Genomic DNA, 16,949 nt, shown 5'->3' with positions numbered 1-16,949 from the left:
CTACAGCTTCCCAAGCAACAACAGGATCAACAGAATCACGATCACGAGGCCCAATCCGCCGCCACCGTAATATCCAGTGCCATAGAATGGACCGCCGCCGACGCCGCTGAATCCGCCGAGCAAGGCGATGATGAGAATGATCAGGATGATGGTGCCGATAGACATAAGTCTCTCCTCAGCCCAAGCGGGCGTTCTGCATGTTCTGCCCTTCACGGGGACCAACAACCGGGAGTCATCTAAGTTCCGTTTTGCACCGCCATAATGGGCGCGGCTCTTCCATTCGAAGCGTGTGCGATTACATGCAGTTAGATGAGAGAGGGATTTTGCGATGACCAAACCGCTGGTGGTTTCCATCCCGCATAGTCTGGGGCGCGAAGAGGCGATGCGCCGTCTCAAGACGGGGCTATCGCGCGCCGCGTCCAGCGTGCCGATGCTGAGCGTCGATGAGGAGCGTTGGGAAGACAACCGCATGATCTTCCGCGTGCGCGCCCTCGGGCAGGGCGCGGCGGGCCATGTCGACGTCGCCGACGATCATGTGCAGGTCGAGGTGGTGCTGCCATGGCTGTTGCAGCGCTTTGCGGAGGCCGCACAGGCCGCGATCCGCAGCCGGGGCCAGTTGTTGCTTACCAAGAAAAACTGATGCCCTAGCCACGGCGGCGCCGTGGAGACGGTTTTGCGGCGCCGGTGAACCTGGCTTTCAGCGCCGCGACCGGCAGATGTGTCAGCAGGTCTGACAGGCGCAATTGCGCAGCGTCGGCATCGGCAAAACCTTCCACCGCATAGCCGCCGACGTTCAGCGCGGCGTCGTATTTCTCCGGAGCGGGCCAATGCCTGCCGCCGTCGGTAAACGGTGCAAACCATCGCGTCACGACGGCGATTGCGGCTGCGGGACCTCGCCACCGGGCGAAGGCGATGAAATGGTCGCGATGCGGGCCGCTCACTTCCAAAGGCTCGTAGTCGCCGTCCGTGAATACATCGGCGAGTTCAGTCCGCAGCTTGATCAGATGCCGCGTCCACGCCAGCTTCAAATGCCCGTTCGGCCAATTTGGCGTCAGCCGGTCCCAATCCCATTTCTCCAGCGCGCCGAGCCGGCCCGTGCGTTCGGCAAAGTCGACCGGCCGCCGATTATCGGGGTCGACCAGTGAAAAATCCCAGAGCTCGGTGCCCTGATAAAAATCCGGTACGCCCGGCATCGCAGCTTTCAGCGTGATCTGGCTGAGCGAGTTCAGTGCACCCAGCAGCGACAAGCGCTGCGCAAGCGATTGCAGGGAATTCAGAAATTCACCCGAGCGCGACGGATCGAGAATTTTCGCGATGAAATCTTTTACACCGCCCTCGTAGGCCGTGTGAGGATTGAGCCAGCTCGTTTCCTGCTTGCCTTCGCGCGCCGCCTTCAGCGCATATTCCTGCATCCGCTCGGTAAGCGAAACATCGTCCGGCTGCCATGCTCCCAGCAATGCCTGATACAGCATGTATTCTGATGTCGCCGACGGCGCGCGCAACTCGCCGTCGACCAGAAGATGCGGCGCGTTGAGCAATTTCCATCGCGCCACGGTGCTGGTCCATTCGCCTGACATTTCGGCCAGCGCCATGATCCGCGCACGGGCGTCCTCGCCGCGCTTGGTGTCATGCGTCGCGGTCGCCGTCATCCCATGCGGCCATTCCCTGGCGCGGGTCCGCATCATGTCGTGAAATTCGCCGGCCGAAAGCGCTCTTGCGGCAGGGTCGCCACCGACCTCGTTGAGGGCGAGCAGCCGATGGTAGCGGTAGAATGTCGTGTCCTCCAGCGACTTCGCCATCATCGGTCCGGTGAACTGCTGCACCTTCAAGGCGAAGCGCCTGACGCGCGGCGCGCTGTGGTGCGCCCGTCCGGGGTTGATCAGATCCATTGTCAGGGCGTCGCGGAGAAAGTCGAAGATGCCGTCGTCGGCGGCAAACCAGTCGGCGCGCGCCCGTTCGATCGCGCCTGCTATCAACTGACGGTCATGCGCGGATGGCCCCGACGATGTCAGGTAGGTGCGATAGACCGGAAAGTGCAGCACGTAGAGTTCGAGCGCCTGCCGCAGACTGTCGGCGGAATAGTCGCGGGTGGAGTAATGCCCGCTGGCAATCCGCGCCAACAGCCGCGTCAGCACTGTGAACTCGCTAGCTAGCAGCGTTTCCAGTACGCGGCGTTTGGCTTCCCGCAGGATCGGTTCGAGTTTGGGCGACTGGTTGCTGATCTGCCGCCAGATCTCGTCAAGCGGCTCCAGGCCGCTTCCGTCGACCAGCACCTGGGTGATCGCGTTCATCCATTCATAGCCGGTGGTGCCATGAACCCCGGCGAAGGATGGCAGCTTCTCGTGCTCGCCGAGAATCTTCTCGATCACCACGTAGAACGGCCGGGTCTGCCCGCCATGTGCTTCGCGGACCAGCCGGCGCAGGCGCTGAAAATACTGCACGGGGTCGCGTAGGCCGTCGATGTGGTCGAGCCGCAATCCTCCGAGCTTTCCCTCGGCAATCAGCTTTTTGACCAGGCGGTGGATCGCTTCGAACGTGCCGGCGTCCTCGACGCGCAGGCCCGCCAGCGTGTTGATGTCGAAGAAGCGTCGATAGTTGATGTCGCTGGAAGCGAGCCGCCAGTGGCCGAGCTTGTAGTGCTGGCGTTCGAGCAGATGATGCAGCGCCAGCGTTGCAGCGCCGCGATCCGGCCCGGCGCGATAGGCCGCAAGCCCGCGTACGATAGTCTCGGCGGCTCCCGCGATGCCTTTCAATTCGGCCTTGAAGTCTGGTGCTTCCTTGCGGCTGGGACGCCGCGGCCCCTGATAGCGCAGCGCCAGCGCGAGCATCGCCTTGCCGGACGCGCTTTCTTCTGCATCCGCTTCCTTGAGGATCATGCGCAGGATTTCGCCGTAACGTTCCGGCGCGATCGGCAGCCGATGCTCGAAGTACCATGCCGAGAAACTGCCTTCGCTCGCGTCATAGCGCAGCTCGATCTCGCCGCTTTCCAGCGCCTGGCCATACGAGGAGCCGATGATCGGCAGCAGCACGCCGCCGCGCGCGCGGTAGGGCAGTTGCTCCCAGTCGATGTCGAAGGATATCGCGTGCGGCGAGGCGGGTCCCCACTCCAGCACGTCGAGCCACCAGGGATTGTCGTCAAAATGCACGCCGACATGGTTGGGCACGAAGTCGAGGATCAGCCCGAGATCGTGTTGCCGCAGCACCGCGCTCAGCCGCTCGAAGCCGGCTTCGCCGCCGAGTTCGGGATTGAAGTGGGCGTGGTCGGTGACGTCGTAGCCATGGGTGCTGCCCTTGCGGGCGCGCATGAAGGGCGAGGCATAGAGATGGGTGATGCCAAGGGCCTTCAGGTAAGGCACCACCGAAGCGGCAGCGCCGAAATCGAAATCCGCCGACAATTGCAGGCGGTAGGTCGCGATCGGGATCGCCGGAGGCATTTTCCTATCCGATGCGCCAGAGCACCGTCCATGGCGGGACGCTGTCGCCCAACTCGCTGCCCCAGATCAGGGTTCCCGGAGGTTTACCGGGCGCATGGCTGACGACCTTTTCCGACAGGTTGGCGACAAGGCGAAGCGCCGTGCCGTCGCCCATGCGCCATTCGGCCGTCAGTAGCCCGTTGCCTGCTGCTTCAGCCTTTCCGAAGGCTGCGCCGGCCAGACGCGGCACGATCTCCTGCCGCCGAATCCGCAACAGTTCTCGCACCATGGCCAGGCGTTTCTGCCCGGCCGGCGCGTTGCGGCCGTCCCAGTCGAGGATGGCGGAATCGCGGGTTGAGGCCGCAAGCGCGTCGGGGACCTCGTCGCCATATTCCGCATAGGCCCAGGCCAATTCGACGCGGCGGCCTTTCCGTACCGCGTCGGCGAGTTCGCCGCCAAAATCGCAGAAGAACGGGAAGGGAACCGTTGAGCCCCATTCCTCACCCATGAACAGCATGGGAATGTGAGGCGCGATCAGCAGGACCTGCAGCGCCGCCTCGATCATCCGCGGGTCGGCGTTGCCTTCGAGCCGGTCGCCGAGTGCGCGATTGCCGATCTGGTCGTGGTTCTGCACGAAGTTGATGAAGGCGGTCGGTGCCAGATGGCCGCTCGGCTCGCCGCGCTTGCCGTGGCGGAATGCCGATATCTCGCCCTGATAGACGAAGCCCGACGACAGCGCGCGGGCGATGTCCGTCCTCGGCGCACGCTGATAGTCGCCGTAATATCCTTGCTTCTCGCCGGTCATCAGCACGCGCCAGGCGTGGTGATAATCGTCATTCCACTGTGCGCGATATTTGCCGCGCGGCGGATCTTCCGAGGCATCCAGAATGCTGGCGCGGTTGTCGCCGTTCTCCAACACGAGATGAATGTGCCGGCCGGTCTCGGTTGCGAGTTTGCCGGCGGCGGCGCTGATATCGTGCAGCAGCGACAGCCCGCCCGGCTCGACGATGGAATTGACGGCATCGAGCCGCAGCCCGTCGAAGCGATAATCGCGCAGCCAGTGCAGCGCGTTTTCGATCGCAAAGGCGCGCACGGCTTCCACGCGGTAATCGATCGCGCTGCCCCACGGCGTGTGCGCGTCCGTGAAGAAGGAAGGCGCATAGCGGCCGAGATAATTTCCTTCAGGGCCGAAATGATTATAGACGACGTCGAGCATCATCATCAGCCCGCGCTGATGCGCTTCGTCGATCAGCGCCTTGAGATCGTCGGGCCGCCCATAGGCGCTATCGGGCGCATACCACAGCACGCCGTCATAGCCCCAGTTGCGTGTGCCGGCGAAATCCGCCAGCGGCATCAATTCCAGCGCGGTGATGCCGGTCTCGACGAGATGATCCAGCCGGTCGATCATCGCGCGATAGCTGCCTTCCTTGGTGAAGGTGCCGACATGGGCCTCGACGATCACGGCCTCCTGCCATGGCCGGCCACGCCAGTTCGCGGCCCGCCACGGATAGGCTGCATGGTCGATGATCTCGCTCGGGCCAAAGACGTCATCGGGTTGAAACTCCGATGCCGGGTCCGGCACGTCGATCCCGTCATCGATGCGGAATTTGTAGCGCGCGCCGGCCTTGACGCCGGCAATGTCGGCGGTGAACCAGCCGTCCTCGCCGCGCCGCATCGCGTGAGGTTGCTCGAGCACCACCTCGACGCGTTTCGCCGCCGGCGCCCACAGCCGAAACCGCGTGCCGTAATTGGTCAGATGCGGGCCGAACTGCCGGTCATTCATGTCGCGCCTGCAAAGGCAAGCACCGACCTCGGCGGCGCGCTGGTCTCTGTGCCGGGAGCGAATTCGGCGAAGCTCTGCGCGGCTTCGGTCGTGTTCAGCACCTGCTGCCAGTTCTTGGTTTCGGACATCTGCGGCAATTTGAAACCGATCTCTTCAGGCGCGGCGTTCAGCACGATAAAGATCGGCGGCTGGCCTTGTTCCAAGGGCCCCAGCACGTAGGCGAGGAATCGTCCTTCCGGAAAATTCCAGTCACCTTCCTGCATTTCCTCGGCCGCCGGCGTCAGCCACAGCACGCCGTAGGTGCCATCCTTGCGCCGCCCGGAAAGCCAGCGCTGGTAGCGCAGTTGCGGGAAGCGCCGGCGCAGCGCCGTCATATGACTGACGAAATCGGTGAGGTCGTCGCCCACCTTGCCGAGATTATCCCAATTGACCCAGCCGATCTCATTGTCCTGGCAATAGGCGTTGTTGTTGCCGTGCTGCGAATTGCCGACCTCGTCGCCGGCGAGCAGCAAAGGCGTGCCTTGCGCGAGGAACAGGCAGGCGAGCTGGTTCTTGCGGAGCTGCCGGCGCAGCGCGGTTATCGCGGGGTCGGTGGTCGGGCCCTCATGGCCGCAATTGTTGCTGTTGTTGTCGTTGGAGCCGTCGCGATTGTCCTCGCCGTTGGCTTCGTTGTGCTTCTCGTTGTAGCTGAACAGGTCGGCCAGCGTGAAACCGTCATGGACGGTGATGTGATTGATGCTGGCTCGCGCCGCGCGATTGTCGTGACGGAACAGGTCGGATGAGGCGGTCATCCGACTCGATACTTCGCCGATCAGGCTGCCTTCGCCGCTCCAGTAACGCCGCATCGCGCCGCGATAGCGGTCGTTCCATTCCGACCATTGCGAGGGGAACGCGCCGACCTGATAGCCGCCGAGGCCAAGGTCCCACGGCTCGGCGACGAGCTTGACGGTGGCCAGCACCGGGTCCTGCCGCACGGCCGTGAGGAAGGAGGAATTGCGATCAAAGCCGTTCGGCCCGCGCGCCAGCGTGGTGGCGAGGTCGAAGCGGAAGCCGTCGACATGGCAGACCTCGACCCAGTAGCGCAGCGAATCCATCACCATCTGCAGCACGCGCGGATGGGTGAGGTTGACGGAGCTGCCGCAGCCGGTGAAGTCGTCATAGTAGCGCGGATGCTCTTTATTGAGCCAGTAATAGGACGCGTTGTCGATGCCGCGGAAGCACAGGGTCGGGCCGAGATGATTGCCCTCGGCGGTGTGGTTGTAGACGACGTCGAGCATCACCTCGATGCCGGCGTCGTGTAGCCGCGCCACCGTGGTGCGGAAGGCGTCAAGCGCGTTGTCCTGCGCATAGCGTGGCTCCGGCGCGAAGAATGCCAGCGTGTTGTAGCCCCAGTAGTTCGCCAGCTTCCGTTCCACCAATACCCGGTCGTCGATCAGCCCGTGGATCGGCAACAGCTCAATGGTGGTGACACCAAGTCGCTTGAGATGGTCGATCATCGCCGGCGAGCACAGCCCGCCATAGGTGCCGCGCCAGGCCGGCGCCACGTCGTTGCGCTTTTGCGTCAGGCCCTTGACATGGGCCTCGTAGATGATGGTGTCTTCCCAGGCGATGTTCGGCCGGATCTCGCGGCGGCCCCAGTTGAAGGTCTCGTCGACCACGACTGCCTTCGGCATGCCGCGCGCATTGTCCCGGCGGTCGAAGGAGAGATCCTCGCGTGCGCTCCCCGTGCGATAGCCGAAATGCGCGTCGCTCCACACCAGGCGGCCGGCGAGCCGCTTGGCATAGGGATCGAGCAGCAGCTTGTTGGCATTGAAGCGGTGGCCGCGCTCGGGCGCGTAGGGGCCGTGGACGCGGTAGCCGTAGAGCTGCCCGGGCGAGACGTCGTTGAGATAGCCGTGCCAGACGTCCTCGTTGCGCTCCGGCAGTTCGATCCGCTCGAGTTCGCGGCGGCCCTGGGCGTCGAACAGGCAAAGCTCGACCTTCTCCGCATTGGCCGAGAACAACGCAAAGTTGGTGCCCCTTCCGTCCCAGCTTGCACCTAAGCGGGCGGGACTTCCCGCGGACAATCGCATGCGTCAGCTTTCCGGTACGAGAAAGATCGCGGCCAACGGCGGAATGGTGAGGCTGAGTTCGGGGATGCTGCCATCCAGGGTGTGGACTTCGCCGACATTGCCGACATTGCTGCCACCATAATGCGCGGCGTCGGAATTGAGCACTTCCTTCCATTTGCCGGCGAACGGCACCCGGACGCGGTAATTCTGATAGACGTTCGGCGAGAAGTTGACGACCACGAGACAGCGCGCATGCGCGTCGAAACCCTTGCGCAGCCAGGCAAAGATATTGTTGCCGGAATCATGGGTGATGACCCATTCGAATCCCGCCTGGTTGCAATCCATCTCGTGCAGCGCCGGCACGGCGCGGTAGAGACGGTTGAGATCGCGGATCAGGTTCTGGATGCCGGCGTGCCGGTGTTGTCCCAGCAAGTGCCAGTCCAGCGATTGATCGTGATTCCACTCGCGCTCCTGGCCGAACTCGCAGCCCATGAACAGGAGCTTCTTGCCGGGATGGCCGAACATGAAGCTGTAATAGGCGCGCAAATTGGCAAACCGCTGCCACTCGTCGCCCGGCATGCGGCCGAGGATCGAGCGTTTGCCGTGCACGACTTCATCATGCGACAGCGGCAGGATGAAATTCTCCGAAAACGCATAATGCAGGCCGAACAGCACGTCGCCGTGATGGTGCTTCCGGTACACCGGATCCTTGCCGATATATTTCAGCGTGTCGTGCATCCAGCCCATGTTCCACTTGAAGCCGAACCCGAGCCCGCCATATTCGACCGGCTGCGAGACCTGGGGCCAGGCGGTGGATTCTTCCGCAGCCGTGGTGGCTTCCGGAAAATGCCCGAACACTTCGATGTTGAAGCGGCGCAGGAATTCGATGGCTTCGAGGTTTTCCCGGCCGCCATGCCGGTTCGGAATCCACTCGCCCGCAGGCCGGCTGTAGTCGAGATACAGCATCGAGGCGACGGCATCGACGCGCAGGCCGTCGACGCCATAGCGATCGAGCCAGAACAGCGCGTTGGAAACCAGGAAATTGACCACTTCGGTGCGGCCGTAATTGTAGATCAGCGTACCCCAGTCGAGGTGGCGACCCTGCATCGGGTTGGCATGCTCGTAGAGCGCGGTGCCGTCGAAATAGCCGAGCCCGTGCGGATCGTCCGGGAAATGTCCGGGCACCCAGTCGAGCCAGACGCCAAGTCCCTCGCGATGGCAGGCATCGACGAGGGCGGAAAAATCCTCCGGCGTGCCGAACCGGCTGGTCGGCGCATACAGGCCGGTCGGCTGATAGCCCCATGAGCCGTCGAACGGATGCTCGCTGACGGGAAGGAATTCGATATGGGTAAAGCCCATATCCTTTGCATAGGCCGGAAGCTGCTCGGCAAGATCGCGATAGCTCAGCCATTCGTTGCCGTTCTTGCGCCGCCACGAGCCGAGATGCACCTCGTAGATCGAGATCGGCGCTTCCAGCGCGTTGATGCCCGACGGCGCGGAGCGTGGATGCGGAATTTTGCTTTCGTCGACGACGATCGAGGCCGTCGACGGCCGGATCTCCGCCGCGAACGCCACCGGATCGGATTTCAGCGGCAGACGCCGTCCGTCCGAGTCGGTGATGTCGAACTTGTAGCGGTCGCCGGCGCGGGCATGGGGCACGAACAATTCCCAGTAGCCGACGCCGCGCACCCGCATCGGATGCCGCCTGGCATTCCAGTAATTGAAATCGCCGACCACGCTGACGGCTTTGGCGTTCGGGGCCAGCACGACGAAGGCGACGCCCTCGACGCCATCCAGCCGCATCGGATGCGCGCCGAGCTTGTCGTAGATCCGCCGGTGGGTGCCTTCGCCCAGCAGGTAGAGGTCGAAGTCGCTGAGTACCGGCGGGAATCGGTAGGGGTCGTCGAGATCGACGACGTTTTCGCCGAAGCGGGCGCGGAGCTGGTAACGCTTCGAGCCGTTCGGCAATGCGCCCGCGAACAGCCCGGCATCGTGAATTCGCTGCAGCGGCGCGGTCTCGCCATGCTCGCCGATCGCCTCCACGTTGGAGGCTTCGGGGATGAACGCGCGCACCACGCTGCGGCCGCCTTCGCTGTGCAGACCGAGATAGCGGAACGGATCGGAATGCTTGCCTTCGATGATCGCATAGGCCTCGGCGGATAGCTTGGTCATGCGGCCTCGAATGGTGGTTGCGACAACGTTCGGATGATTCCGGTCAGAGGCATGCGTAGCCAGTCCGGTCGATACAACAGCTCGTGTTCGATTTCGTTCAAGGCTTTCTCGAGCAGGAAGAAGTTCAGTATGCCTTCGGCGGCCCTGGGATCGTTCGGCCACAGCCGCTGATCGGTCATGGCGTCGCTGTAGGCGGCGAAAAATGCGACGGTTGCCCGGTCGCGCCACTCGCTAAGCGCCGCACCGAGCTTGCCATGCTCATCGTGGGCTACTTTGAGCGCGCGCTCAAGGGCGGCAGTTGCCGAATAATCGATCGAGCGAAGCAGGCTGGCGACATCGCGGGCCGCGGGCACCTTGCGCCGGCGTTCGGCAATGGTACGCCGCGGCGTGCCTTCGAAGTCGACGATGAAGATGTCGTCCTTGACGATCAGCAACTGGCTGAGATTGAGGTCGCCATGGCAGCGGATGTTGGCGGCGTCGAACTCTCGCGGCAGCAGCGTTTCGAGGCGATCGCGCAGGGCCGGCTGTAACGCCAGCACCTGGTCGGCCAGCGCCCGGTCGGCGGCGTCCTTCAGCGTTTCGCGCCGCTGCCTGAGCAGATCGAAGACGCGTCCGGCGCAGAGCGCCAAATCGTCGATCCAGCGCTGCACGTCGTCGCGGCCGGTCGGCTCCGGCGCGAATTCGGCCAGCTCGCTATTGCTGGCGAGCGCGACATGCAACTCGGCTACGCGCCGCCCGGCCTGCGCGATGTAACGCAGATAGGGGATTTCTTCCTCGCGCTCGCCGGGGTGGATGCTCTCCGCCAGCAGCCGCTGCTCCTCGACGAAGCGATCGAGATAGGCGGCGCTCACGGTCCAGAGGTCGCCCTGATTGGCGACGAAGGCGTGAACGACACCGACCGCGCTCTTCTCGTTGCCCTCGACCAGCTCGGCGCTGCCGAGTAGTGCCGGCGTGTTGGGAAAATTGGCGACGTCGGTGAGGAAGCGCCCCATCTCGATCTCGGGATTGGGGCCGGCCTGAAGCGTCCGGTAGATCTTGACGACGTAATCGTTGTCCACCAGGGCGGTGCTGCGAGGTAGATCGGACTCGACGGTGCGGATGTGCTCGGGCTGCCGGATCGGCTTGTCGCCGAAGCGGCCGGTCGGCCGGAATTCGAGTTGCAGGCCCTGTTCGCTCTCGTCGACCGTCAGCGATTGCTGCAGGTTGCGCAAGAACAGCGAGATGAAGATCTGGTCGGTGGCGACGTCGAGCAGGGTACCCTCGCGGGCGCCTTGCCGGACGGCGGCCAGCGCATGCGGATTGTAGCGCTCGCGGTCGAAGCGCACCCATTCGATCTGCATCGGCAGCACGTAGCGCGTCGTGATGCCGCGCTCCGTGGTTTCGAAGAAGGCGAGCCACGGCCGGTTGTCGCCGATGTCGCAGAACGGAATGGCGGAGATCAACGCCGGACGGATCGCTTTCTCCGACCGCTCCGGATACCAGCGGCTGCGCGCCAGATGTCCCGGAAGCACGTCGCGCTCGAACACGCCGCGTTCGCGCGCCAGCGACACCCAGGTCGCGTTCAACGGCACCACCAGCGTTTCGAACTCGGGCACGGCGCGCTGCGGCACCGGCGCCGACTTGTCGCGCTCCTGCAGCTCGAACCAGTAGAAGCCGTAAGGCGCCAGCGTGATCATGTAAGGCAACTCGCCGATCGCCGGGAATCGGGTGCGGCCGAGCATTTCCAGCGGGATGCGGTCCTTGAAGGCGGAGAGATCCAGCTCGGTCGCCTGCGCCGATCGCGACAGGTTGGCGACGCAGAGAATGACCTGGTCCTGGTACTGGCGCACATAGCACAGCACCGCGCGGTTCTCGGGGCGAATGAAGGTCATGGTGCCGCGGCCGAAAGCAAGCGTCGACTTGCGGACCGCGATCAGCCGCTTGGTGGCGGAGAGCAGCGACGACAGGCTGCGCGACTGCGCCTCGACATTGACCGATTCGTAGCCATAGACCGGGTCCATGATGGTCGGTGCGTAGAGCCGTGCGGGGTCGGCGCGGGAGAAACCGCCATTGCGGTCCGGCGTCCATTGCATCGGCGTGCGGACGCCGTTGCGGTCGCCGAGATAGATGTTGTCGCCCATGCCGATCTCGTCGCCGTAATAGATGATCGGCGTGCCCGGGAATGAGAACAGCAGCGAGTTCATCAGCTCGATCTTGCGCCGGTCGTTGTCCATCAGCGGCGCCAGCCGCCGGCGGATGCCGACATTGATGCGGGCGCGGGGATCGTTGGCGTAGGTCGACCACAGGTAATCGCGCTCGACGTCGGTGACCATTTCCAGCGTCAGCTCGTCATGGTTGCGCAGGAACAGCGCCCATTGGCAGTTGCCCGGAATATCCGGCGTCTGGCGCAGGATGTCGGTGATGGGGAAGCGATCTTCCTGCGCGATCGCCATGTAGATGCGCGGCATCAGCGGGAAGTGATAGGCCATGTGGCATTCGTCGCCGCGGCCGAAATATTCCTGCACGTCTTCCGGCCATTGATTGGCCTCAGCCAGCAGCACCTTGCCCTTTGCATAGGCATCGAGTTCGCCGCGCAGCCGTTTGATGATGGTATGCGTCTCCGGCAGGTTCTCGTTGTTGGTGCCGTCGCGCTCGCAGAGATAGGGAATGGCGTCGAGGCGGAAGCCGTCCACGCCGGTATCGAGCCAGCGCTTCATCACCTGCACCAGCGCGCTGACCACGCGCGGGTTGTCGAAATTGAGGTCCGGCTGGTGCGAGAAGAACCGGTGCCAGTAGAACTGGCCGGCTTCCGGGTCCCAGGTCCAGTTCGATTTCTCGGTATCGGTGAAGATGATCCGCGTGCCCAGATATTTCTGGTCGGTGTCGCTCCAGACATACCAGTTGCGGGCGGATGAATTCGGGTCCGAGCGGCGGGCGCGCTTGAACCAGTCGTGCTGATCGGAGGTGTGGTTGATGACGAGCTCGGTGATGACCCGCAAGCCCCGCTTCTTGGCTTCCTGGATGAAGCGCTTGAAATCCTTCATCGTTCCGAAATCGGGATTGATGTCGCCATAGTCGGCGATGTCGTAGCCGTCGTCGCGGCCGGGCGAGGGGTAAAACGGCAACAGCCACAGCGTGGTGACGCCGAGATCCTGCAGGTATCCCAGCTTCTCGGTCAGCCCGGCAAAGTCGCCGATACCGTCATTGTTGCTGTCGGCGAAGGCCTTGACGTGGAGCTGGTAGATGATCGCATCCTTGTACCAGAGCTCGTCGGCCACGGGGTCGGTGGCTGGCATCTCCTTTGCTTCGAGCGACAGGTTGCCGTCCTTATCCAGCGGATAGGCGCCATCGATAGGGAGAGAGACGCCGGAATGAGAGCTTTCGGCGGTTTGCGCTTTTTTGTTCACGGTGATGCCATTGCCATGGAAATGACGTCCCCGTTTCGTTTTCAGAAAGGGAGACGTTCCGGACATAGATAAAAAGCCGCTGGGCTCGCTTTGGTTCCAGCGGAACCGTTGGTGAGTCCGAGCGTTAGACACCGTCTATCTCCTTCCCGTAATTGGACAATTTCGCGACGTCGGTTTGATGTTTGCGTGCAAAGTACGTGCCGAATGGACCTTTTTGCTCAAGCCAAAGCCCTGGGGATTCAAACCGAGTTCCTGGACGGTCAGGGTCACCGCCGTGTGACGGACGCCGCCGCGCTCAAAATAATCCTGGATGCCCTGCCACCGCAGGCGCCGGGGTCGCTGGTCGGTCACCCCGTGGTGGTCCGGTCCGGGCGGCCGTCGCGGACCGAACTCCCGAACGCCAGGCTCCCGGTGGAGTGGAAAATCGTTGCGGATTCGGGAGTTATCGCCAAAGGCGGGAGCTCGGATCACGCTATCGATTGGCCGAAGGACCTGCCGCTCGGCATCTACCGGCTGCAGGTGAAGGATGCCGCGACGACGGAGGACGTGCCGCTGATTTCGGCGCCGGAACGGGCGTTTGGCGGGGAGTTCGACCGTTGCTGGCTGCTCGCGGTGCAGCTTTATAGCGTCCGCTCGGCTCGCAATTGGGGGATGGGCGACTTCACCGACCTCGCCAGCCTGATCGAACTTGCCGATCAGCTCGGCGCCGACGGCGTCGGCCTCAATCCGCTGCACGCCTTGTTCGACGATCGTCCGGGCGATTGCAGCCCGTATTCGCCGAACAGCCGGCTGTTTCTCAATGCGCTTTATATCGACGTTGAAAAGCTTCCCGAATTTCAGCCCGATGCCGAAATGCGCGATGCGCTGGCGTCGTTGCGGGCAGGCGATGTCGTCGATTACGTCGGTGTTGCCGCCTTGAAGTGGCCCGCGCTTCGCTCAGCCTTTGCTGCCTTCAAGTCCAACGCCAAGCCGGGGCGCCAACAGGATTTCGACAAATTCCGTAGCGAGCGCGGCACCTTGCTGTCGCACTTTGCCTGCTTCGAGGTGCTCCGGCACAAATTCGGCAAGCCATGGTGGGAATGGCCGGAAGACTGGCGGCAGCCGGACGATATCAGATGCGCCGCGTTGCGTGGAGGCGCGGACGCCGGTGAAATCGAATTCGTCGAATTCGTGCAATGGACCGCGGACCGGCAGCTCGGTGCGGCCAACGATCTGGCCAAAAAGCTCGGCATGAAGGTCGGGCTCTATCTCGACGTCGCGGTCGGTGTGCAGGCCGACGGGTTCGACGCCTGGAACGAGCAGGTCGCAATATCCCGCCATCTCGGCGTCGGCGCGCCGCCCGATCCGCTCAACACCGCCGGCCAGAGCTGGGGCCTTGCCGGCTTCAACGCAGTCGGGCTCGAGCAGCAGTCGTTTGCGCCGTATCGCGACATGCTGCGCGCCTCAATGCGGCATGCCGGCGCGATCCGGCTCGATCATGTGCTGGGGCTGAAGCGGCTCTATCTGGTGCCGCAAGGCTTCACTGCACGCGACGGCGTCTATGTGCAGATGCCGTTCGAGGCGCTGCTGGCAGTGACCGCGCAGGAAAGCATGGCCCAACGCTGCGTCGTGATCGGTGAAGACCTCGGCACCGTGCCGGAAGGGTTTCGCGACCAGATCGCCGATTGGGGCATCTGGTCATATCTCGTGATGATGTTCGAGCGCGACGACCACGGGTCGTTCCGCAACATCGATCATTATTTGACCAACGCGCTCGTCACCTTCAACACCCATGATCTCTCGACCTATGCCGGCTGGCGCTCGTTCGGCGATCTCAAGCTGAAGCGCTCGCTCGGGATCGACCCCGGCGAGAGCGACGAGGCGCGCTGGCACGCGCTTGCCATGCTGGACGACGTGCTGCGGCATCACGCCATCGATCGCAATGATCTCTATTCGGTCGCGAATTTCCTGGCGCGAACCAAATCGCGGCTGCTTGCGGTCTCGCTGGAGGATCTGCTCGGGGTGATCGACCAGCCCAACATTCCCGGCACCGTCAACGAGCATCCGAACTGGCGGCGGCGGCTTCCGGTGACAATTGAGGAAATGACATCCACGGTCGACGTCGCCGCGCTCAAGGCGGCAACCCATGAGCGGTCGCGCGCCGCGACCTGAAGAGATCATGCACGAGCAGGAAGGTAGAGCGGGATGATAGCTGGAACAAATGCCATCCCGCTCCGGCGGTGAATCACCGTGCCGTGCCCGATCGAAGATTATGGGCTGATCGGCGATTGCGAAACCGCGGCGCTGGTCGGCCGTGACGGGTCGATCGATTGGCTGTGCTGGCCGGCGTTCGATTCCGATGCCTGCTTTGCGGCTGTTCTCGGCACGCACAAGCACGGCCGCTGGCTGATCGCGCCGGCGGGGGAGGTCACCGGCACCTCGCGCCGCTATTGGGGCGACACCCTGATCCTGGAGACACGGTTCGAGACGGCTGATGGCGCGGTCGATCTGATCGACTTCATGCCGCCGCGCGGCAACGCCTCCGACGTGGTGCGGCTGGTGCGCGGCGTTCGCGGGCGGGTCAGGATGCACATGCAACTGGTGATCCGCTTCGGCTTCGGCATCGACATTCCCTGGGTCAAGAAGAGCGAGGATGGCTCCGCGCTGCTCGCAATCTGCGGGCAGGATATGACGGTGTTGCGCACCCCGGTGGAAACCCGCGGCGAGGACCTGACCACGGTCGCCGATTTCGAGGTCGGCGAGGGCGAAACCGTTCCCTTCGTGCTCACCTACGGCCCCTCGCATCTGCCCGTGCCCAAGCCGATCGACCCTGCCTACGCCTTGCAGGATACCGAAACGTTCTGGACCGAATGGTGCAGCCGTTGCACCTTTGAAGGCGAATACCGCCATCTCGTGATGCGCTCCCTGATCACGCTGAAGGCGCAGACCTATGCGCCGACCGGCGGCATTGTCGCCGCGCCAACGACGTCGCTGCCGGAGAAGCTCGGGGGCACCCGAAACTGGGATTATCGCTTCTGCTGGCTGCGCGACGCCACCTTCACGCTACTGGCGCTGATGAATTCGGGCTATACCGAGGAAGCGTCCGCCTGGCACCGCTGGCTGTTGCGGGCGGCGGCGGGTTCTCCCGCCAACATGCAGATCATGTACGGCATCATGGGGCAGCGGCGCCTCCTGGAATGGGAGGCCACCTGGCTGCCCGGCTATGAGGGTGCAAAGCCGGTGCGGGTTGGCAACGCCGCGCATGCGCAGTTGCAGCTCGATGTTTACGGCGAACTGATCGACGCTTTTCACCAGTGGCGCGTAGCCAAGCTCGAAATGGATGAAAGCAGTTGGGCGATGGAATGCGCCGTGCTGCAGCACCTCGCCGCGCAATGGGACCAGCCCGATCACGGCATCTGGGAGCGCCGCGGCCCGGGCAAGCATTATGTCTCGTCCAAGGTGATGACCTGGGTGGCGTTCGACCGCGGTATCAAGAGCGCGGAAACATTCGGCTTCAAGGCGCCGCTTGTGAAGTGGCGGGTGCTGCGCGACGCCATCCATCGCGACGTCTGCGCGAGGGGATTTGATCCCGAACTGAACGCCTTCGTCGAGTATTACGGCTCGAAGATGCTGGATGCCTCCATCCTGTTGTTGCCGTCGGTCGGCTTCCTGCCGCCTGAAGATCCCCGCGTGCGCGGCACGCTTGCCGCGGTCGAACAGCATCTGATGCGCGACGGGTTTGTGCTGCGGCACGATCCCCGTGAAGTGGAGAAACAGCCGGCCGAAGGCGCGTTCCTCGCGTGCACGCTGTGGCTCGCCGACGCCTACGTGCTGGCGGGGGAGTTGGACAAGGCGCAGGAACTGTTTGCCCGCGTGGTCGCGATCGCCAACGACCTCGGCCTTTTGGCCGAGGAGTACGATAGCGCAGCCCGCCGCCAGACCGGCAATTTCCCGCAAGCGCTGACGCACATCGCGCTGATCAACACCGCGCATAATCTCTGCGCGGCAAAGACGCCGACCGAGAAGCCGGCGGTGCAGCGCTCGAAGTAGCGGGGTGTCTCGGTCATTTCGGGTCGCCTCATATTAAGTCGTCGTCACCCGCGAAAGCGAGGGCTTTGCATAAGTCGCGCGCGAATGATTCTCTTTAGAGGAGGAGATTCGCTGG

General features: G+C 63.6%; 9 protein-coding genes. 3 read left to right on the top strand and 6 right to left on the bottom strand.

The window, feature by feature from the left end:
- Complete coding sequence (locus tag CQ14_RS41870) at positions 1–165, bottom strand: DUF3309 family protein (RefSeq protein WP_082649702.1); 165 nt, start codon at positions 163–165, stop codon at positions 1–3.
- Positions 166–328: 163 nt separating this feature from the next.
- Here CQ14_RS41870 and CQ14_RS04320 point away from each other — a divergent pair, with 163 nt between their 5' ends.
- Positions 329–640: a polyhydroxyalkanoic acid system family protein gene (locus CQ14_RS04320; RefSeq protein ID WP_057856700.1), complete on the top strand. Its 312-nt coding sequence runs from the start codon at positions 329–331 to the stop codon at positions 638–640.
- Positions 641–644: 4 nt separating this feature from the next.
- Here the strand turns inward: CQ14_RS04320 and treY are convergent, their stop codons facing one another.
- The 5 genes from treY to treS are packed head-to-tail and all read right to left on the bottom strand — an operon-like array spanning position 645 to position 12,694.
- Entirely contained in the window at positions 645–3,434 is a 2,790-nt protein-coding gene (treY, locus tag CQ14_RS04315) for a malto-oligosyltrehalose synthase (protein WP_057856699.1), read from the bottom strand.
- A 4-nt stretch (positions 3,435–3,438) separates the two neighbouring features.
- The gene (gene treZ / locus CQ14_RS04310) at positions 3,439–5,196 is read right to left on the bottom strand and encodes a malto-oligosyltrehalose trehalohydrolase (protein ID WP_057856698.1); all 1,758 of its coding nucleotides are present in this window, start codon (positions 5,194–5,196) and stop codon (positions 3,439–3,441) included.
- Positions 5,193–7,268 (bottom strand): glycogen debranching protein GlgX, encoded by a 2,076-nt coding sequence (gene glgX, locus CQ14_RS04305; protein WP_057856697.1) that lies wholly within the window; start codon positions 7,266–7,268, stop codon positions 5,193–5,195. Before glgX ends, treZ begins: the two co-directional genes overlap by 4 nt.
- Positions 7,269–7,271: 3 nt before the next feature.
- Positions 7,272–9,419: a 1,4-alpha-glucan branching protein GlgB gene (gene glgB, locus CQ14_RS04300; protein ID WP_057856696.1), complete on the bottom strand. Its 2,148-nt coding sequence runs from the start codon at positions 9,417–9,419 to the stop codon at positions 7,272–7,274.
- Positions 9,416–12,694 carry a maltose alpha-D-glucosyltransferase gene (treS, locus tag CQ14_RS04295; RefSeq protein WP_057856734.1) on the bottom strand — a complete coding sequence of 1,093 codons (3,279 nt, stop codon included), beginning with the start codon at positions 12,692–12,694 and terminating at the stop codon, positions 9,416–9,418. Before treS ends, glgB begins: the two co-directional genes overlap by 4 nt.
- Positions 12,695–13,009: 315 nt before the next feature.
- Here treS and malQ point away from each other — a divergent pair, with 315 nt between their 5' ends.
- Entirely contained in the window at positions 13,010–14,956 is a 1,947-nt protein-coding gene (malQ, locus tag CQ14_RS04290) for a 4-alpha-glucanotransferase (RefSeq protein WP_057856695.1), read from the top strand.
- 78 nt (positions 14,957–15,034) lie between these two features.
- On the top strand, positions 15,035–16,834 hold the full coding sequence (locus tag CQ14_RS04285) for a glycoside hydrolase family 15 protein (protein WP_057856694.1): 1,800 nt from the start codon (positions 15,035–15,037) through the stop codon (positions 16,832–16,834).
- Positions 16,835–16,949 lie beyond the last annotated feature (115 nt).

The organism is Bradyrhizobium lablabi, assembly GCF_001440475.1.
Taxonomy (GTDB): Bacteria; Pseudomonadota; Alphaproteobacteria; order Rhizobiales; family Xanthobacteraceae; genus Bradyrhizobium; species Bradyrhizobium lablabi.
This window is presented reverse-complemented; position numbering and strand designations above follow the sequence as displayed.